The 21,476-nt window shown below is 30.7% G+C and carries 16 protein-coding genes; 12 read left to right on the top strand and 4 right to left on the bottom strand.

Annotated features, from left to right (window positions below):
• Nucleotides 1-105: 105 nt before the first annotated feature.
• The 3 genes from J3359_RS06085 to J3359_RS06075 all read left to right on the top strand — a co-directional run bounded on the left by J3359_RS06085 (nucleotide 106) and on the right by J3359_RS06075 (nucleotide 3,233).
• Nucleotides 106-489, top strand: a complete 384-nt coding sequence (locus J3359_RS06085) for a DUF6249 domain-containing protein (RefSeq protein ID WP_208079830.1) — start codon at nucleotides 106-108, stop codon at nucleotides 487-489.
• A gap of 81 nt (nucleotides 490-570) precedes the next feature.
• Entirely contained in the window at nucleotides 571-1,890 is a 1,320-nt protein-coding gene (locus J3359_RS06080) for a hypothetical protein (protein ID WP_208079829.1), read from the top strand.
• Between the two features lie 17 nt (nucleotides 1,891-1,907).
• Complete coding sequence (locus J3359_RS06075) at nucleotides 1,908-3,233, top strand: M28 family peptidase (RefSeq protein ID WP_208079828.1); 1,326 nt, start codon at nucleotides 1,908-1,910, stop codon at nucleotides 3,231-3,233.
• Nucleotides 3,234-3,448: 215 nt separating this feature from the next.
• On the opposite strand, the gene J3359_RS06070 is transcribed toward J3359_RS06075, so the two are convergent.
• A complete protein-coding gene (locus J3359_RS06070; protein ID WP_208079827.1) occupies nucleotides 3,449-4,078 on the bottom strand; it encodes an HmuY family protein in 630 nt (209 codons plus the stop codon).
• 49 nt (nucleotides 4,079-4,127) lie between these two features.
• Nucleotides 4,128-6,176 carry a TonB-dependent receptor plug domain-containing protein gene (locus tag J3359_RS06065; protein WP_208079826.1) on the bottom strand — a complete coding sequence of 683 codons (2,049 nt, stop codon included), beginning with the start codon at nucleotides 6,174-6,176 and terminating at the stop codon, nucleotides 4,128-4,130.
• A gap of 99 nt (nucleotides 6,177-6,275) precedes the next feature.
• Here J3359_RS06065 and J3359_RS06060 point away from each other — a divergent pair, with 99 nt between their 5' ends.
• The 7 genes from J3359_RS06060 to J3359_RS06030 all read left to right on the top strand — a co-directional run bounded on the left by J3359_RS06060 (nucleotide 6,276) and on the right by J3359_RS06030 (nucleotide 14,824).
• Nucleotides 6,276-7,175, top strand: a complete 900-nt coding sequence (locus J3359_RS06060; RefSeq protein WP_208079825.1) for a DUF6607 family protein — start codon at nucleotides 6,276-6,278, stop codon at nucleotides 7,173-7,175.
• 129 nt (nucleotides 7,176-7,304) lie between these two features.
• Entirely contained in the window at nucleotides 7,305-9,719 is a 2,415-nt protein-coding gene (locus J3359_RS06055) for a TonB-dependent receptor (protein WP_208079824.1), read from the top strand.
• Between the two features lie 11 nt (nucleotides 9,720-9,730).
• Nucleotides 9,731-11,218, top strand: coding sequence for an ankyrin repeat domain-containing protein (locus tag J3359_RS06050; RefSeq protein ID WP_208079823.1), 1,488 nt, complete (start codon nucleotides 9,731-9,733; stop codon nucleotides 11,216-11,218).
• A gap of 3 nt (nucleotides 11,219-11,221) precedes the next feature.
• A complete protein-coding gene (locus J3359_RS06045; protein ID WP_208079822.1) occupies nucleotides 11,222-11,695 on the top strand; it encodes a DUF2271 domain-containing protein in 474 nt (157 codons plus the stop codon).
• Between the two features lie 21 nt (nucleotides 11,696-11,716).
• Nucleotides 11,717-13,912, top strand: a complete 2,196-nt coding sequence (locus J3359_RS06040) for a PepSY domain-containing protein (RefSeq protein ID WP_208079821.1) — start codon at nucleotides 11,717-11,719, stop codon at nucleotides 13,910-13,912.
• Between the two features lie 11 nt (nucleotides 13,913-13,923).
• Nucleotides 13,924-14,277 (top strand): DUF6686 family protein, encoded by a 354-nt coding sequence (locus tag J3359_RS06035; protein ID WP_243765993.1) that lies wholly within the window; start codon nucleotides 13,924-13,926, stop codon nucleotides 14,275-14,277.
• Nucleotides 14,278-14,335: 58 nt separating this feature from the next.
• Nucleotides 14,336-14,824 carry a YdeI/OmpD-associated family protein gene (locus tag J3359_RS06030; protein WP_208079820.1) on the top strand — a complete coding sequence of 163 codons (489 nt, stop codon included), beginning with the start codon at nucleotides 14,336-14,338 and terminating at the stop codon, nucleotides 14,822-14,824.
• 74 nt (nucleotides 14,825-14,898) lie between these two features.
• On the opposite strand, the gene J3359_RS06025 is transcribed toward J3359_RS06030, so the two are convergent.
• Both J3359_RS06025 and J3359_RS06020 read right to left on the bottom strand, forming a co-directional pair.
• Entirely contained in the window at nucleotides 14,899-16,365 is a 1,467-nt protein-coding gene (locus tag J3359_RS06025) for a magnesium chelatase ATPase subunit I (protein ID WP_208079819.1), read from the bottom strand.
• Nucleotides 16,366-16,519: 154 nt separating this feature from the next.
• On the bottom strand, nucleotides 16,520-17,641 hold the full coding sequence (locus J3359_RS06020; protein WP_208079818.1) for a vWA domain-containing protein: 1,122 nt from the start codon (nucleotides 17,639-17,641) through the stop codon (nucleotides 16,520-16,522).
• Between the two features lie 227 nt (nucleotides 17,642-17,868).
• On the opposite strand from J3359_RS06020, the gene J3359_RS06015 reads away from it, so the two are divergent.
• Entirely contained in the window at nucleotides 17,869-20,499 is a 2,631-nt protein-coding gene (locus J3359_RS06015) for a zinc-dependent metalloprotease (protein ID WP_208079817.1), read from the top strand.
• 62 nt (nucleotides 20,500-20,561) lie between these two features.
• Nucleotides 20,562-21,437, top strand: coding sequence for a TIGR01777 family oxidoreductase (locus J3359_RS06010; protein ID WP_208079816.1), 876 nt, complete (start codon nucleotides 20,562-20,564; stop codon nucleotides 21,435-21,437).
• Nucleotides 21,438-21,476: the final 39 nt, after the last annotated feature.

Here is a 21,476-nt window from a genome sequence, read left to right as displayed (position 1 = left end):
CACTTTTTGCTAAAAAAAATAATTTCAATTTTTTGTAACCTTCTTTCAAAAGTAATCGTCAAAGCTACAAACACAATAAAATTAATCATTTTAAAACATTAAATTATGGGACCAGAAATAGTATTTATATTTTTATTTGCGGTAATCTTTGGAGTATTCTATTTGTATTTTTCAACAAGAAATAAAGAACGTTTGGCATTAATAGAAAAAGGAGCAGATGCTTCTATTTTTATAACGGCTCGAAACAGAAAAGCAGCGCCTTTTTGGAAAGTTTTAATATTAAACTTAGGTTTATTGGCAATGGGAATTGGTGTGGGTGTTTTATTGGGAGCACTTTTAAGTTATAATTTCGGTTATACTGGAGGTTACCAAAATAGACCAAGTAATTATATACAAACCGAAACTTTTTACTTAGCATCTATTTTTTTATGTGCAGGAGCCTCTTTGTTAATAGGTTTTAACATCACTAAAAATTTAGACAAAGAATAACATAATTTTAAACCACTTTTTATTTTAGAAGTGGTTTTTTTGTGTTTCATAAAGTTACTATCTTTAGAAAAATATTTTTAAATGAGTAACAATTATAAAGATAGTAAATTTAGAGAGTTACTGGATAAGCTACAGCAAGAAAGCTGGCAGTTAGAACTGCTAATTTCTGGGTTTGCCATTTTTGGGTTGTTTACTGCAATACCATTGCTTATTACAGAAATGAGTATTGCCGAAAATAACAAAGAAATTTATTCTTACAGTATTTTAATAGTTAGTTTTATTGCTTGCTCTATTTTAATTTTTAATCTTTTAGTACATGTAGTTTTAAGAGGTTTATGGATTGGTGCTCTTGGTTTAAGATACGTTTCTGGAGATATAGATTTCGATACTTTAAACTACCATAATAGATTTACAAAATACTTACAAAAACGCATAGTTTCTTTTGATAGATATGTAGGTAATTTAGAGAATTATTGTAGCGTTTTATTTGCAATTTCTTTCTTATTGATATTCTATGTAATTACTATTTTTATTATAGTATTGTGCTTTGTTGGTATTGCCACTTTAATTTTGTCTAACGATAGTTTACCAGAAACTCTAAGAACAATTGTTGGTGTAACTTTAATGATTTTGCTGGGAATTGGTACATTTTTAATGTTTGTTGATTTTGTTACACAAGGTTATTTAAAGAAAAAAAAATGGCTTTCTAAAATTTATTTTCCTTTCTATAAAGTTTTTAGTTTTTTAACGCTAACTTTTCTATATAGACCTTTAGTCTACAATTTTTTAGATAATAAATTTACTAAGAAAATTAGTTTTTTCTTAGTGCCTTCTTATATATTTATTTTAATACTTATTTCATTTAAGTATAAGAATACTAATTATTTAGAAAATGTAGAATATGTTTCTTCTGTATACGTAAACCCTGTTAATTACGAAGATTTACTTTTAAAAAAAGGAGAATTTGTTAAAAGAGCGAGTATACAATCGAAGGTAATTACAGGCTCTTACATTAAGGTTTTTAAAGTGTATTCAGAAAGGGTAGAAAATCAAATTTTTAAATTTTACCCAGCTTTAAAACCAGAAGAAGATCGAAGAGGATTACATACAACTATTATTCAATACGATTTAAGATCTTCAAAGAAAACAGATAGTCTCACAAAAAAATATCTAGAAATTTTTAATAAAATGCATCAAGTTTATATAGATACTTTAAATGTCGATGAAGATTTTGTAGTAACCAAAAATAGGAACAAACAATTAGGTTTCGAAACTTTTATTAGCACTAAGAATCTTTCTGAAGGAAAACACAATTTAATTATTAAAAGATTAAAAGAAGATACAGAAAATGCTGTTAAGACCATAGATATTGTAATTCCATTTTGGTATTTTAAAGAATAAAATAAGAAAAAATAAAGATGAAAAAAATAACTTTTCTGCTCATGCTTTTCACAACAATTGCATTTGCACAAACAAATGCTAAAATTTACGATATTATAAATAACGTTTCTGAAAGTAGAATAAAAACAACTGTTAAAACCTTAACAGAGTTTGGAACAAGAAACACATTTTCAGATACTATTTCTAACACACGTGGAATTGGCGCCGCAAGACGTTGGATAAAATCGGAATTTGAAACTATTTCTAAAAACTGCAATAATTGTATTGATGTTTTTTATCAGAAAGATTTTGTAACTAAAAAAGGAAATAGCAGAGTGCCACATGATGCATGGATTGTAAATGTTGTGGCAATCCAAAAAGGGACAAAATACCCAAACAAATATATAATTATGAGCGGAGATATCGATTCTCGCGCAAGTAATACGATGGATTTTACAACAAATGCACCAGGAGCTAACGACAATGCTTCAGGCATGGCAGGAACCATTGAAGCAGCAAGAGTTTTATCTAAATATAAATTTGAAAATAGCATTATTTACGTAGGTTTATCTGGAGAAGAACAAGGTCTCTTTGGAGGTGCAGGTTTGGCAAAATATGCTAAAGAAAAAGGTTGGGATATTATCGGAATTTTAAATAATGATATGATTGGAAATATTGAAGGTGTAGATGGCGTAATTGACAATAGAAGTTTTAGAATTTTTTCTGAACCAGTACCAGCAAACGAAACTGAAAAACAACGTAAAATGCGCCGTTTTTATGGAGGTGAAGTTGATGGAATTTCAAGACAATTGGCAAGATATATTCATAAAACCACAAAAACATATATGCCAGAAATGAACCCGATGCTAATTTATAGATTGGACAGATTTGGTAGAGGAGGACATCATAGACCTTTTAACGATTTAGGTTTTGCAGGAATTAGAATAATGGAAGCCCATGAAAATTACACGCAACAACACCAGGATATTAGAACCGAAAACGGCATTAAATACGGAGATACTTTCGAACATGTAAATTTTGGATATGCTAAAAAATTAACTGCGGTAAATGCAATTAATTTGGCAAGTTTGGCTTGGGCGCCTCCAAGTCCAACCACAGTAGAAATTGGTGGAATTGTAGAAGCATCTGCCAAATTAAAATGGAATAAAGTAGAAGGCGCAAAAGGCTATAAAATTTACTGGAGAGATACAACTTCGCCAACCTGGAATTATAGCAGATATGTGGAGTCTACAGAATTTACTTTAGAAGGAATTGTAATTGATAATTTCTTTTTTGGAGTAGCTTCAGTTGGCGAAAATGGGTATGAAAGTGTGGTGGTTTTTCCAAATAAAATTTGGAGATAAATGTTTAAAAAATCAAAAATCTATTTTAAAAACAATGTTAAAAGATGTAATTGGTTGTTTAAAATCAGGCTAAAAAAGGTGTTAAAAGAAAAAAAAGAATTACCGAAATTATTGCTCTTTGGGAGAGGAATATAAAATCGAGAGATTCAAGATAGAAAAAAGCCATTCAGACTTTCGTCCAAACGGCTTTTTCCATTCATAATATTTTTAAAAATTTACTGTAAACTCTTATCTCCTTTATTTGGGTTGTATACGTAGTTAAAAGTGTAATATCTCGCATTTGCAGGCTTTGAAGAATCACTGTCTTTATAATAGCTTAAGATTTCTACTTTTGCATAATGTCCATCATTTGTTTTTATAACAAGCACTTTTCCTGCAATAGGACTAATTGTGTGTGTTGGTGGTCCTGAGTAAGAATACCAGCCATTATTACTACCAGTTAATAAGGCATAAGCACCAGGTGCATCTTGCTTAAAGTTATTGTTAGTTGGTGCTTCTAATATGCTGCCAAAAGTACTAGTTTCTAAAGCTAATGCTCCATCTCCAGTTCTTTCTGGTTCATCTACTAAACCTATTTTTTTACCACCATTTACTAAAATAGTAGTTGCTCTAAAAGCAATATCCCAGCTATTATCTGTAACAACTGTGCCTGTTTTAAAGCTAAATTTAGTGAATTTTCCAGATTCTACAGGAGGATTTACACTTCTATCTGAAGTTGCAGGAGCATAGATGTTTGTTGCTTTTTTAGAAACTACTGGTTCTACAGTTGGTTCTTCATTTTTACTACAAGATGTAGCGATTATGGCAAAAAAAGCCAGCACTAAAATTGATTTTAAATTTCTCATGACTAATTGTTTAATTGATTTTTATTTGTGTTTAAATTATATGTGTTTTCTACAAATTGAATCGTATGCGTGTGTAAAAATTTCTTCCTAATAATAAGACTGCATCATTATTTTTAAAAGTTTCTTTGTTTATTAAACCTTTTTCATCAAATAAATTATCTATACCAAATTGTACATTCATTAAATTAAAAAAAGTTTTTTCTACGGCTACATTTATTTGTGTATTTCCTGCAACAAAATCATCATAAACATCCACAATACCTTGACTATTATTGGTGTCAAAAAGCGCGTATTTACTTCTAAAAATGGCTCTTATGTTTGCAGAAAAATTGTGTGCTAAATTTTGATAAAAAAGTTTTGCATTTACAGTATGTTTAGATCGGTTAGATAAGCCAAAATAATCTGACAATTTTAAAATTTCGGAAGGAGATGAAGGGGTTCTTCGAAAGAAAATATTGCCAGATTTAATTTTACTAATGTCTTCTTTGTCTTTGGCTTCTAAATATTGATAACCACCAATAAATCTAAAATTATTTGAAATTTTATAGTTCAAATCCAACTCAATTCCTTGTGTAAAAACTTGGTCTCTGTTTTCGTAATAAAAAACAGAAGTGCCTGGATTTAAACTTGGTAAACCTCCTTTTAAAGCAACCGTATTTATTAAATCTTTAATATCATTTCTAAATCCGTTTATAGATATTTTTAAGTTAGAAATTGGTTTTATTTCAAAACCAAAATTGTAACCAATCGAATTTTCTGGCTTTAAATCTTTAGAAATAGCTTGTACACTGGGTACATTTCCATATAATTCGTGCAAGGTTTTTATTCCTAAAACTACATAACCACCAGCGTTATTATTAAAATTGAAAAAAAGTTGTCTAAAATCTGGCGCTTTAAAGCCATAACCCACAGAACCTTTTGCTTTTAACCAATCGTTAATTTTATAGCTAGATGAAATTTTAGGACTTAAAGCAGATTTGTATTTATTATGGCTGTCGAAACGTGTACCAACAATCGTATTTATTCTTTCTGTTGGATGAAAATCGTATTGAGCAAAAATATATTTGGCGTTAAAAGTTTCCTTTTTAGCGAAAAAAGTTCTGTCTAAAGCATCAAGATTAACTCCAATTCCACTGATTAAAGAACTGTTGCTAAACTTCGCGGTTACTCTAATTTCTGGACGCATTAAAGTTTGCTTAAATTCAGACACTTTTCCATTAAATTTGCTTTCCGTTTTAAATTTAGTTGCATAAAAAGAATAATTAATATTCCAAGTATCATTTAATTGGTGATGTAATTCTACATTCGAATTCCAATCACTTTGTACGTTATTTTTAGCCTGTTCTTCGTAAAAATATCTTTGAGAAATCAAAAATTTTAATTGATCAGAAAAATCATACGTCAGTTTTAAGTTTCCAGTATAATTTTGGTAAGCTTTTGTTGTTTTATAGGTGGTTTCTGGGGTCAAATCAAAACCATCACTCGAATTTAAGTTGATGCCAGCAACAACTCCAAACTTCTCTTTTCTATATAAAAAGTTGGTGTTTATATCTAATTCGTCTTGTGAACCAGATCTTACAAAATAGCTAACATTACCTTTTAAAGTATTCTTTTTTGGCTTTTCTGTGATAATATTTATAACACCACCTAACGCTTCAGAACCATATAAAGAAGAAGATGGTCCCTTTACAATCTCTATTTGTTTTATGTTATTTACACTAATTCTATTTAGGTCTAAGTTTCCAGATCTTCTACCTACAAGTGGAACTCCATCAATCATAATCATAGTGTATTCTGCAGATAAACCTTGCACTTGTACTCCTGTAAAGCCACTATGGTTTGTTACAAAATTAATACCTGTTTGCTCTAATAATATATCTTTTAATCTTGTTGCACCAGATTTTCGAATCTGTTTTTTAGAAATTAAAGTAACTGGCATTGGTAAAGAAGATAATTGCCTAACTGTTCTTGTTGCAGTTACAATTACTTCATTTAAAGTATTTATTTTAAGAGAATCTTTTTTTACCACTTTTTCTTGAGTAAACATAAAAGTAGTTGTACTTAAAAAAAGAATACAAAAAAGTCTATTTAGAAACATTCTTAATAATTTTTGACAAATATATGTTTTATTTTTATTCAGTCTAAATAAATTTTATATTTTTGTCAAAAAAATATTTAGAATCAAATACGCCAACAAATGAAAAAATTATTTTTAGGAAGTTTATTTCTTATTATCGCAATTTCTGCGAACGCTCAAAGCAAAAAAAGGAAAGACAAAAATGCCATTAAAGAAATGTGTGGCTGTTTTGAAGTAACATTTAATTTTGCAGAAACTTTTAATTATAGTAAAGATTCTACTTACAGACCCTCAAAAACGAAAGTCGATAAAGGTTTAGAATGGGCTGGTTTAGTTGAAGACGAAAACAACAAAATTGTTATTCAGCACATACTGCAAGTTGGTAATCCTGCAAAACCAATGATTATAAAACATTGGAGACAAGATTGGTTATATCAAAATAGAAATTTTTACATGTATAATGGAAATAATAACTGGACTTTTAAGCAAAAAGGCAGGAAAGATGTAAAAAGACAGTGGACGCAAAAAGTATATCAAGTAGATGATAGCCCACGTTACGAAGGTTCTGGAACGTGGATTCATGTAGATGGAAAAAGCTATTGGGAAAACCAAACAACTGCGCCTTTACCAAGAAGAGAATACACCCAAAGAAGCGATTACAATATTACTTTAAGAGGAAATAGACACGAAATTACCAATTATGGTTGGGTTCACGACCAAGACAATAGCAAAATATTGCGTGAAAACGGAAAAGATATAATTATTGCCAAAGAAAAAGGCTACAATACTTACAAAAGAGTTGCGGATAGTAGATGTAAAACTGCCAAAGATTGGTGGCTTGCAAATGCAAATAAATGGCAATTAGTTAGAAATAAATGGGATGAAATTTTTAGTAGAAATACCAATTTAACTTTAGAAAAAAAAGTGGATAACAAACCGTTATACAAACATTTATTTCCTGAGAAAGTTACTGAAGAAAAAGAAATGAATAAAATTATTGAATCTTTTGTAAAAAAATAAAATCAGAAAAATTATTTTAAAAAAAGTAGAGAAATAGATACTTAAAAGCCAAGTAAACAATTATCATTTTACAAGTATTTATTTTTTGAAGACAATTATAAACTCAAAAAAACAATAAAATATATTACAATGAAAAGCTTATTATCTCTATTACTATTATGTTTTTGTGTAACCACAATTTATGGGCAAGTAACAATAAAGGGAGTTGTAAAAAATGAAATTAATGAAGTAATTCCGTATGCAAACATATATTTAAAAGATACAAAATTAGGTGCTTCTGCAAATGAGAAAGGTGCATTTGTAATTAACAAAGTACCTTATGGTAGTTATAAAATTATTGCCTCTAGTGTGGGGTATAAAAAAGCATTTTTAAATATTACAGTAAAAGAAAATATGTCTAACATTATTTTTACTTTGCAAAGTAACACACAGCTAGATGAAATTGAGCTTTTCGGTTCAAGAAATAAAAGAGCCGAAAAATTAGAAACTTTAACTCGTTTACCTTTAGCGCCTAACGAGCAACTGCAAAGTATTTCAATTTTATCGCATAAACTTATAGACCAACAAAATGCTTTAACACTTAGAGATGTTACCAAAAATGTGGCTGGTGTTTACACATTTGCTACCTATGGTAACACTAAAGAAAGTATGTCTTTAAGAGGTTATCGAGGAATTCCTTTATTAAAAAACGGTGTTCGCATCAATTCAGATTTTAGAGGCGTTGGTGTAATAACAGACATGGCTGGTGTAGATAATGTTCAGGTATTAAAAGGTGTTTCTTCTATTAGTCAAGGTTTGGGTGGCGATTTAGGTTCTGCTGGTGGCGTAATTAATGTGGTCACAAAAACACCTAAATTTTATAATGGAGGCGAAGTAAGTTTTAGAACAGGAAGTTTCGGACAAATACGCCCAACATTCGATTTTTATGGACCTTTAGATGCCAAGGAAACCGTTGCTTTTAGAATTGCTGGGTCTTATGATAGAGCAAATAGTTATAGAACAAGCGTAAGTTCAGAGCGTTTCTATATTAATCCGTCTTTTGCTTGGAAGCCAAATGATAAAACCAATATCATTTTAGAAATGGATTATATGGATGATAGTAGAACGCCAGATCAAGGAACGATTAATCTAGGAGGTTACGATGTGAATAACATCCTTAAATTATCCGACAATAAATTTATGGGATTTGCTTCCGACAGAAGCAACTCTGTAAACACCACCTATGCTATTCGTTTTGATAGAGAAATTAATGACAAATTAAGTGTCAAAGCAGGTTTGTTTGCGTCTAATTTACAAACCTATGCAGAAAAGTCTTATGCTTTTCAAGGAAGTTCAAGAAACAAACTCCCAGTATTATTGAATACACAGCGATATAGAGAATACAATGCATCTGGTAGAAGTGATAAAAACAGCGTTTTACAAATAGATTTAGTTGGTAAAGATGTAGAAACAGGTTCTTTAAAACACACGTTTCAAATAGGTGTAGATTATAGAACTTCAGAATTTGATAACACTGCCTACAAAACAACCTATGCAGACGCTACGAAACCTTATGTAGACGTTATTGATCTTTCAAAATCTATACCTAATGTTTTACCTTCTGGAGTTAGTGTAGCCCCAAACCCAGCAAGAGCTTCTGGTTCTAAAACAAAATCGTATGGATTTACAATACAAGATAAAATTACCTTAACAGATTGGGCTGATGTGTTTTTAGGAATACGTTATACTTCTTTAGAAAGAACAAAAGGAAACTTTATTGGTAGAAGTTTGGCGGGTTCTAAACGAGATGATGCTTTTAATCCGCTAGTAGGTTTTAACATAAAACCAATAGAAAATATTATTGTATTTGGTTCTTACGCAAGTAGTTCTAACCCAAGAACTTCTTTTTATACTGATATTAATGGAAACGAATTAGGAACAGAAACATGGAATCAATACGAAACAGGAATTAAATCTACTTGGTTAAACAATGCATTACGCTTTAATGTAACCTATTTTTCTACCTCAAGTAAGAATTTAAACCTAAAAGCTTTACAAAACGATGGAACATTTTTAGGCTACTATTTAAAAGGAGGAGAAGATACAAGAAAAGGGGTCGAGTTAGAGTTAATTGGTCGTGTTCTTTCTAAATTAGAAGTTATTGCAGGGTATTCCTATTTAGATGCCAAATATAAAAATCACGCTTCTTATTATTTAAATTCTAGTCCCTTAAATACTCCTAAACACACCGCCAATTTATGGTTAAGATATGCATTTAAAAAACTATCATTAGGAACCGGAGTTTATTATTTAGGAGAGCGTCCGCATAATATTTGGTCTAGAAATTACACACATACAGGTGTGGTTCCTGGAGTAAAACCATTTAATTTAAAGGCATACACTACCGTAAACCTACAGGCATCATATAAGTTTAATGAGCAATTAAGTTTAGATGTTTTTGGTAACAATATTTTTAACGAATTAGGTTATAATGCCTATCGTACAGTATACTTAAATAGGATTACACCCGCTAGTTTTGGCACTACTTTACGTTATAAATTCTAAATTAAAAAAAAATGAAAAAACCAATATTTATAATAATATTTGTTTTGCTTGCAACATTTATACAAGCACAAACAAAAAATGTATTTTTGGGTAGAGATTTTTGGAAATCAAACCCAACAATTGATAAAGTTGAACAAAAAATAAATGAAGGAAATAGTGCTACTGCATTAAATTCAAATGGATTTGATGCGGTTGTATATGCTATTTTAGAAAAGGCACCCAATACTGTAATAAAACATTTACTTACCAAAAAAGGGAACGATGTAAATAAACTAACGCACGACAAAAGAACCTATATCTTTTGGGCTGCTTACAAAGGAAATATTGAGTTGATAAAACATCTCCTAAACCATAATGCTCGGTTAGATGTAAAGGACTCGCATCATTTCTCCCCCTTAACTTTTGCTGCTGTTGCAGGACAAACCGATACGAGAATTTATGATTTGTTTATAAAAAATGGTATTGATATTAAAAGTGATGTAGATGAAAAAGGGGCAAATGCCTTATTGCTGTTGATTGGGCATTTAAAAGACTTTAAAGTCGTAGATTATTTTGTACGTAAAGGACTAGACCTCAATAGCACAGACCATTATGGAAATGGAGCTTTTAACTACACCGCGTATAAAGGCAACAAAACCATGTTAGAGTTATTGATAAAAAAAGGATTGCCCTATAAAGACGAGAGCTCAAATGGCGACAACGCTATTTTGGCGGCAACTATAGGTTCGCGTGGTGGTTACAATCCATTGAGTTTTATTAAATACTTAGAAGGTTTGGGCATTAACCCCAACGTTAGCAATAAAGATGGAATAACGCCCCTTCATAACATATCTTATAACAATAAAGATTTAGCGGTTTATAACTATTTTATTGATAAAGGGGTAAATGTAAACCAGCAAGACAAATACGGAAATACACCTTTAATAAATGCTGCAGGAAGAAATTCTTTCGAAGTCATAAAACTCCTAGCCTCGAAGACTAAAAATATTAATGTTTCTAATAAAAATGGAGAGTCTGCACTTACAAAATCTATTAGAAACAAACCAGAAGTGGTACAATTTCTCTTAGAAAAAGGGGCAAAAACTTCAATAATAGATAAAAACGGAAACAATTTATCCTATTATCTTTTTAAAACATTCCATTCGAAAAATTTAAAAGATTTTCAGAAAAAACTAACACTTTTAAAAGCAAAAGGATTAGTTATTAATACACCTCAAAAAGATGGAAATACCTTGTATCATTTGGCCGTTAAAAAACAAAGTATCCCAATGTTAGATTTTATCAAACAGTACCCTATTAACATTAATGTTAAAAATAAAAATGGATTAACGGCATTACAACAAGCAGTTATGACAGCTAAAAACGATAAAATTATCAAATACTTAATTACAGAAGGTGCAAACAAAACTGTAAAAACAGATTTTGATGAAACTTTGTACGACTTAGCAAAAGAAAACGAAGCATTAAAAAATACAGATATTAATTTTTTAAAACCTTAAATAATGAAAAAAAAAATAATAACCCTCTTAACCCTATCCTTGGGTGTAATGGCATTTACAACTTCTACTACTACATATAAATGTATGATTCAATTGAAAAATTATACAGGTGAAGGTGCTTATGTTGTCATATCTTTATTAAACCCAAAAGGCGACTACGAAAAAACTTTGTATGTGCAAGGAGACGACGAAGAATGGTATTCGGATATTACACAATGGTGGAAATTTCAAGGAAAAGTGCGTGCAGATATTGATGCCATAACTGGAGCAACTATTAGTGGCGGAAATAGAGCGATTAGCGTTCTTGAAATACCCGATGATAAGATAGACCAAGGCTACAAGATCCGCTTTGAAACTGCTGTGGAAGACCAAGAATATTATAAAGATGATGTTGAGTTTGAATTGACCTCAGAGAATTTAACATCAAAAATCGAAGGAAAAGGATTTATTCGTTATGTAAGAATGATGCCTCAGTAAAAAGATAAGACACCAAACTAAATGACAATTTCTATATGGAGATATAGCCATTTGACTCTGGCTATATCTTCTGCTTTATTTATTATAATAGCTTCCGTTACAGGGGTTATCTTGGCTTTCGAGCCTATCTCAGACCAGCTAAAACCCTATGAAGTTGTAGATATTAGCACCCTATCAATATCCGAAACCATCGCTACTCTACAAAAACAGTATGATGAAATTATCGACATAGCAGTTGACGAAAACAATTTTGTTTCGACTTCTGTAATTACAAAAGAAGGCAAAAGTGAGACGTTTTATATAAATCCTAAAACGGGTTTAAAAATCGGCGAAATCATTCAAAAAGAACCCATTTTTGAGTTTGCAACCAATTTGCATCGTTCTTTATTTTTAAAATCTACAGGACGTTTTTTAATTGGTTTTGTATCTTTTTTGCTCTTTTTAATTGGGGTGACAGGGGTTATTTTAATCGCCAAAAGACAAGGAGGGATTCGTAAATTTTTCTCTACAATTGTCAAAGAAAATGGTAATCAATACTATCATATAATCATTGGGAGATATGCTTTAATTCCAATTATAATCATCACTTTAACAGGAGTTTATTTGTCTTTAGAAAAGTTTTCTTTGTTGCCAAAAGATACTAATTATCATCAAAAAACAGCACAAAAAGCAGTAACTAAAAACTTAAAAGTAACTGATTTTATAATTTTTGAAACCATAAATTTAAATGAACTAAAAAAGATTGAATTTCCTTTTTCTACAGACAAAGAAGATTACTTTTTTGTAAAACTTCGAAATAAAGAATTGGCAATTCATCAATATAATGGCACAATTGTTAGTGAGAAAAAAATAGGTTTCGTTACTTTAGGTTCTTACTATAGTTTGCTTTTACATACAGGAAAAGGATCTATTCTTTGGTCAATAATTTTAGTGTTGGCTTGCTTTGCCATTTTATTTTTTGTCTTTTCAGGATTTTCGATGACATCAAATAGGAGAAAAAAAACAGTAGCGATAAAAAACAAAACCCATGAAACAGCAGCAGAATATATCATTTTGGTGGGGTCAGAAACAGGCAGCACTTTTCGTTTTGCAAATGCTTTTAAAAACGCACTAATAAATGCTGAGAAGACTGTTTTTCTTGCAGCTCTAAATAGTTATAAAACCTATAAGAACGCAAAAAACATCATTATTTTTACGGCAACTTATGGAGATGGAGATGCTCCAGCAAATGCAAATAAATTTATCAAATTAATAGATACTGTTCAACAGCATCATTTGTTAAAATATACTGTTGTAGGTTTTGGATCTAAAGAATATCCAGCATTTTGCAAGTTTGCTATTTTAGTGCATGCATCTTTACAAATTCACCCAAAATTTATTCCTGAATTGCCTTTATTAAAAATTGATAATCAAGACATAAACGTTTTTAAAAAATGGGTAAATGAATTTGAAAACCTTACCCATTGCTCCTTAGAAATTGAGGAGGCAGAACTGTCAGAATCCTCAAAAAAAGAAGTAGAATTTAATGTTTTAGAAAAAACGAATATTAATAAAGACGATACTTTTTTAATTTCTCTACAGCCTAAAAACAAACTAAAATTTGTTTCAGGAGATGTCATTGCCATTACTCCAAAAAATGAACATAGAAGCAGGTTGTATTCTATTGCAAAAATGGACAAGAACATTTTGTTGAGTGTCAAAAAACACGAATTCGGAGTTTGTTCTAACTATTTAGAGCAGCTCCAAAAAGGCGATTTTGTAAACGGCACAATTCAACAAAACCACCATTTTCATTTTCCAAAGAAAGTAAAAGAGGTTATTTTAATTGCAAACGGAACAGGAATTGCTCCTTTTTTAGGGATGATTCAAGAAAGCAAGAAAACAAAAATTCATTTATTTTGGGGTGGAAAAACCAAGCATTCTTTTGAAGTTTATCATAAATTTATTGTTAAAGCTTTAGAAAACAAAAAACTAACTTCTTTTACCATTGGATATTCACAGGAGCATAAAGTTAAAATGTATGTTCAAAACCTTGTCGAAGATAAACCAGAATTGATTATAAAAACATTACAAAATGAAGGCTGTATTTTAATTTGTGGGTCTTTAAAAATGCAAAAAGGAGTAGAAGAAGCAATTGATAAAATAGTCAAAGAAAAACTGAATTCAAGTATTGAAATCTTAAAAGAAAAAGGACTTATTAAAACAGATTGCTACTAAAAAATTAACTTATGTGTAATAAAACAAAAGTAATATCGAGAGTTAAAAACGGAGAACTTTCTATGTGTAAAGTTTGTAAAAGCTACAATTTGATCTATAATAATGTCTTTTTTCAATTTGATGAAGACCAATTAAACCTGTTTAAAGATTATATTGCTAAAATAGATGTAGATTATTGGTTAGACTTTAGTGCTTGTACTACACAAAGAAGAAAAATACCTGTACAAACGTTTAATCATAATTTATTTTTAGTTTTTGATTTGCATGAAATTAATGAGTTAAAAACACTTTTAGGAATTAAAAAGAAGCAATTAAATAAAAAATTATCTCCTGCAGATATCGAATATATTTTGGTTTTGAATTAACAACTTTAATTTTAGATACTTATTTTTATTATCTCAAAAATTGAAATCGTCATTTAAAATGAAAACAGAAAAACTCAAACTAACACATGTAAACCCTTATAATATTTTTATCCCAAAGTCCATTTTTAAACCTTTTGCTGATAAAAAAATGAGTCGTGTAAAAGTAGCACTCATTTTTAATAATATAAAACTCGATTTTTATGCGGCTGTAAAAAAAGACAAAATTTCTGGAGATTATAAAATGATGATTTCCAAACAAAAACAAAAAGAATTGGGTTTGTCTTTGGGAGATAAATTTCAAATGCAACTTTTTGAAGATACCTCTAAATACGGAGTAGAAATGCCAGAAGAATTAGAAGCCGTTTTACTAAGCGATTACGATGCCTACCAAATTTTCGAAAGCTTAACTGCAGGAAAAAAACGTAGTATAATTTATGGAGTAATTCGTTATAAAACGAGTCAGCAAAAAATCGATAAATCTTTAATTATGTGCGAAAATTTAAAGCGTGGAAATCACGAGCCGATTAAAATGTTTAAACTTGATTAAAAATATAGGTTTCCATGAAAAGCCCCTTCAGGTTTTTTAAAACCTGAAGGGGCTTATTATTTTAAGTTTACTTTTTACAATCCACTAATAAAACTCCCATAAGGATCTTTAAACTGTGTACCTTCTGTAAAACGATGTTTGCTTAATTTCTTAAACTCAACCAACGCCCACAGCACAAATTCTTTCATAAAATAAGTGTCAGTTTCATTTAAGTTTGGCTGTTGTTTTTTTATAAAATCGTCTAAAGGTTTTATTTTGTCTAACTCACTTTTGTATTGGTATTCTGTATACTCGTCTAACAATTCGAAATCTTCTGCAGCATTAAAAAACCAAGAAATTATGTTATCGTAAGGAGTTTCTGCATCTTGTTTTTCTAACTTTTTAATTTCAGGGAAATAAGCTGGAAATAAGGTTTTAATCGCGTTTTTAATTAATGTTTCTGCAACAACATGTGCGCCTTCTTGTTCACCTTCATACACCAATTCTACTTTACCTGTAATGGCAGGAATAATTCCATCGAAATCACTCAAACGAATCATGGTTTGTTCGTCACCAGAAACCAATGCGCGTCTTTCTGCTGTACTCAACAAATTCTCGAAAGCAGAAATGCTTAAGCGAGCACTTACACCACTTTTAGCATCTATATATTCGCTTTCTCTAGCCTCAAAAACAATTTGCTCCAATAAATCTTTCGCCAATTCAGGCACTTCTATAAACTCTTTTTGAGAACTCGCTTTATTTGCCTCTTGTTGTGTAATTATTTTGGCAGTTTCTATATTTACTGGATAATGCGTTAAAATTTGCGAACCAATTCTATCTTTTAAAGGGGTTACAATACTTCCTCTATTGGTATAATCTTCTGGGTTTGCAGTAAATACGAATTGCATGTCTAAAGGCAAACGCAGTTTAAATCCTCTAATTTGAATATCGCCTTCTTGTAAAATATTAAAAAGTGCAACCTGAATTCTTGCTTGTAGATCTGGCAATTCGTTAATTACGAAAATACATCTGTTTGCGCGTGGAATCATTCCATAATGTATCACTCGATCATCTGCATAGCTCAGTTTTAGGTTTGCGGCTTTTATAGGGTCCACATCACCAATAATATCTGCAACTGTTACATCTGGAGTGGCTAATTTTTCTGCAAAACGTTCGTTTCTATGCAACCAAAAAATAGGAGTTTCATCTCCTTTTTCTTTAATAGTTTCAATGGCAAATCTCGAAATCGGATTCAATGGATCGTCATTAATTTCGGAGCCTTTCACAACAGGAATATATTCATCCAATAAATCGACCATTAATCTTGCCAAGCGCGTTTTTGCTTGTCCTCTTAAACCTAATAAGTTAATATTGTGCTTACTTAAAATGGCACGTTCCAATTCCGGAATTACAGTATTTTCATAACCATGAACTCCTTTAAAAACGGTTTCTTTACTCATTATTTTACTAATGAGATTTTCTCGTAATTCGTCTTTAATGGATTTCGATTTGTAACCTGATTTTTTTAATTCTCCTAATGTTTTTATATTTTCTAAATTCATATTTCTATCCTTAATCCTTTCTATTTCGTCTGCGCTCAGTACAAGCTCTAGAAAAGAAACATGTTGTGTTTATCTCTATGTTAATTAATATTTTTATTTTTCTTTTTTCCTCAAACCTGCTAAAAGCCTTCCCTTAGGGAAGGTTGTATGGGGTTTATCTTATTTTTTTCTTTCTATTCGTTTCATAATCTTCAAAAATCATTTCTCCCAAACCTTTTAAGCCAGTGTAAAATGCTTTTCCTTGGTTTGCTTGTGTAAAAGCTCTTACAAATTGCATTAAATATGGATCTTGTGCAATCATAAAAGTGGTAATTGGAATGTGCAACTTTCTGGCTTGTTGCGCCATTGCATAGCATTTGTTTACAATATGCGTATCTAAACCATTACTGTTTTTATAATATTGTCCATCAGGCAAACGTAAACAACTTGGTTTTCCATCTGTAATCATAAAAATTTGTTTGTTGGTATTTCGTTTTCTGCGCAATAAATCCATCGCTAAATTTAAACCAGCAACTGTATTTGTGTGATAAGGTCCAACTTGCAAATAGGGCAAATCTTTAATTTTAATGGACCAAGCATCGTTTCCAAAAACAATAATATCTAACGTGTCTTTAGGGTAACGAGTGGTAATTAATTCGGCCAAAGCCATTGCCACTTTTTTGGCAGGTGTAATTCTATCTTCACCATATAAAATCATAGAATGACTAATGTCTATCATTAAAACGGTGCTCATTTGACTTTTATGAAGTGTTTCTTCTACAACCAAATCGCTTTCTGTTAAATTAAAACTGTCAATTCCGTTATTAATTTGCGCATTTTTAATACTTTCTGTAATAGAAACTTTGTTTAAATCATCTCCAAATTGGTAGGCTCTAAAATCGCCTATGTGTTCGTCGCCAATTCCTGGAGATTTACTTTTATGACTTCCTGCGCCACTTCTTTTTATCTTTCCAAAAATATGGTTTAACGCTTGTTGGCGAATGGCACGCTCCGTTTTTGGGGTGATTTTTGTACCTCCAGTTCCATCACCTTTTACCTCTTCTTTAATGTAGCCTTTCTTTTTTAAATCTTCAATAAAATCGTCAATGGTATAATTTTCATCCGTTAGTTTATATTCCTTATCCAAAGAACGCAACCAGTCTATGGCTTCATCAAAATCGCCAGAAGTATGTGTTATAAGTTCTTTAAAAATTTCAAAAAGCATTTCAAACGGAGATTGACTCTCTGCTTCATACGTTTTAAAGACAAATCCTTTTCTGTTTTTTTTATTTTTCATCACTATAAAAATACGGCTTTATTAAATGCATAAAAAAAGATTAACATAGCTTTAATAGATTTAAGTATTGGATGTGTTTATAATTTATTTCGAAAAAAATATTTTAAAATGTAACTAATTCAAAAAAAGAGCGTCTTTTAATTGTAAAACTTATTTTATCATAATATTAACAATCAATAATTATATATAATTTAATTTAACGGTTTTTTAATCAATACAGTAATTACATGAAAACAAACACTACAAGATCATTTAAAATAATTTGTTCTTTGTTCTTAACGTTGGCAGTTGCAGGAGTTCAAGATTCCAATGCTCAATTTTGGAAAAAGAAGAAAAAAGAAGACGCAAAAGCAGAAATGGCAGCTAAGAAAAAAGCGCCAAAAAAGAAAGGGAAATCTATTAAAGACCTTACAAAGAGCAGTAAGAAAATAGAAGGTTTATTTACTATTTTCCAAGATACGATTACTGGTTCAACAAAATTATTAGTTAAAAAAGATCAATTAGATAAAGACTTTATTTACTTCTCTCAAATTGCAGATGGAGTAACAGAGGCTGGTCAATTTAGAGGGTCTTACAAAGGATCAAGTGTATTCAATTTAAAAAAATATTTTAATCGTTTAGAATTTGTGGTACCAAACACTGCTTTTTATTTTGATAAAAAGAATGCAATTTCTAAATCGTCTAAAGCAAATATTAGTGATGCAGTTGTAGCAGCAGGAAAAATTTTGGCAGAAGACGAAAAAACTGGAGAGTTTTTAATTGATGCAGATGGTTTATTCTTGTCGGAAACATTTACAAGAGTTAAAAACCCAAGATTCCCAGGACAGTCTCCTCTTTCTTTTAGTTTAGGTAGATTCGATAAAAGTAAATCTAAAATTGAAGAAATTAAAAATTATCCAGAAAATACAAATGTTAAAACAGAATATGTGTATAGTAATCCTTCTGCTTTTAATGGTGGAGGTCCAGCTATTACAGATGGAAGAAACGTTTCTATAAAGGTTTTTCATACGTTTATGAACATGCCAGAAAAAGATTATAAACCAAGGTTAGATGATCCTAGAGTTGGTTATTTCTTAACGGAAACGAATAATATGACATCTACAGACGTTGTAAATTATAGAGATTTTATCCATAGATGGAAGTTGGTAAAGAAAAACCCTAACGCAACAATATCTGATCCTGTAAAACCAATAACCTGGTGGATAGAAAATACAACACCTGTAGAATTTAGAGAAACTATAAAAGAAGGTGTTTTGGCATGGAATACAGCTTTTGAAAAAGCAGGATTTAGCAATGCAATGGTTGTAAAAGTACAACCAGATACCGCAAAATGGGATGCTGGAGATGTAAGATACAATGTTTTACGTTGGACGTCTTCTCCAAAACCTCCTTTTGGTGGTTATGGACCAAGTTTTGTAAACCCAAAAACAGGGGAAATTTTAGGTGCCGATATTATGTTAGAATTTGTACATTTTACAAATAGAGTTTATTACGATAGAATTTTTGATAATGCAAGTGCTTTAAGTTTAAATATCTTAACTGAAGAGGAAGAAAAGGCGAAATTCTTTAAAAATAAAGAGAACCATTTATATTGTTCTATGGGGCATTTAATGCACGAAAATACTTTGTTTGGGCAAACTGTACTTTCTGCAGCTGGAGCTTCTGATTTAGAAATGGAAGGCATGAAAAAAGAAGGAATGAAATCTTTAATTATGCACGAAGTTGGGCATACTTTAGGGCTGAATCATAATATGAAAGCGAGTCAGTTATTTTCTCCAGAACAATTAGCAGATGCTAACTTTATTAAAGGAAAAGCATTAACGGGTTCTGTAATGGATTATGCTGGAATTAATTTAACTACAGATAGAACCAAGCAAGGGCAATATTACGATATGGCTGTTGGACCTTATGATATTTGGGCAATTCAATTTGGTTATACACCTTTTAAAACGAAAGCAGAAAGAGATAAGTTATTACAAGCATCTACAAAACCAGAATTAATTTTTGGAAATGATGCAGATGATATGCGTGCTCCAGGAAAAGCAATTGATCCAAGAGTTATGATTGGAGATTTATCTAGCGATCCAATAAGATACTCTGTAGATAGAATTAAGTTGGTAAATAAAATGATGAAAGAGATAAAAACACGTTTTGGAAATACTGGAGAGTCTTATATGCAATTAAGACAAGCATATTATATTTTAAGCGGACAATCTGCAACTGCAGCTAGCGTAATTTCAAGATTTATTGGAGGTGTTTATGTAGATAGAGCAGCACCAGGTCAAGTAGGTGGAACGCAACCTTATACACCTGTAAGTTTAAAAGATCAAAAAAGAGCAATGGACGCATTAAAAAAATATGTTTTTGCCCCAGATGCATTTACGGCGCCTAAAGATTTATATAACTATTTAGCAAAACAAAGAAGAGGTTACAATTTCTTTATTGGAACAGAAGACCCTAAAATTCATGAACAAATTTTAAGCTATCAAACCAAAGTTTTAGCACACATTATGCACCCACGTACATTGCAAAGAATTTCAAATTCAGAATTGTATGGGAATAAATATAAGTTAGCTACTTTTATGACAGACTTAAACAATACCATCTTTAAACCAGATATTTATAGAAACGTAAATTCTTTCCGTCAGAATTTACAAGCAGCATACACAAAAGGTTTAATAAGTATGATTTCTGGTAGAACAAGTAGTAGATATAGTGTAGCTGCAAGATCTATGGCTATTTATAACCTAAATACCATTAAGTCTTGGGTTAGCAACAATAAAGGTAATATAGCAACAAGAGCACACAAAGCGCATTTAAAAACGTTAATTACAAATGCACTTAAAGAAATAAAATAATCTCATAAAGATTTTTTATTGGAACCGCAATCTTTTCGATTGCGGTTTTTTTATCTTTACCCATGGCGAAAATTTTAATTACAGGAGGTACAGGTTTGGTGGGGTCTAAACTCACAGAACTATTCATAGAAAAAAAACATACAGTTCGTATATTAAGTAGAAGTCCCGAAAATAAAAATGAGTTTAAATGGAACATTTCTAAAAATTATATAGATGAAAAAGCGTTGGATAACATCGACTATATCATCCATTTAGCAGGAGCAGGAATTGCAGATAAGCGTTGGACAGACGAAAGAAAAAAAATAATTATAGATAGTAGAGTAGATACAGCAAATCTAATTTTTAATAAAGTGAAGGAATTAGAAATTCCTTTAAAAGGTTTTATATCTGCATCTGGAAGCAATTATTATGGAGCCAAAACTACCGATAAAATTTTTAAAGAAACAGATGCTGTTGGAGATGATTTTCTAGGAGAAGTGTGTAAGAAGTGGGAAGATGCTGCAAACCAATTTAAAGAATTAAATATCCCTGTAACTGTCCTTAGAACTGGAGTTGTACTTTCAGATAAAGGTGGAGCATTAGATAGAATGAAAACACCTATTATTTCTCCATTAGGCTCTGGAGAACAGTATATGTCTTGGATTTATATTAACGACTTATGTAACTTATATATAAAAGCTGTTGAAGAAGATTTCTTTGGAACTTTTAATGCAGTTGCTCCAGAATTTCATACTAGTAAAACATTTTCGAAAATTTTGGCAAAATCTATTAAACGACCTTATTTACCAATTGCAGTACCTAGTTTTTTATTGAAATTATTTTTCGGAGAATTGGCAATTATTCTTTTAGAGGGAAGTAGGTTGTCTTCAGAAAAAGTAAACAAAGAAGGTTTTGTTTTTACCCACCCAAAACTTAAAAGTGCGTTGGAAAGTTTGTAGCAAAAAAAGGCTATCCATTAAGACAGCCTTTGTATATGA

This window comes from Polaribacter cellanae (genome assembly GCF_017569185.1).
GTDB classification, from domain to species: Bacteria; Bacteroidota; Bacteroidia; order Flavobacteriales; family Flavobacteriaceae; genus Polaribacter; species Polaribacter cellanae.
The sequence above is the reverse complement of the archived record's forward strand: the minus strand, read 5'-3'. Positions and strand labels throughout refer to the sequence as shown.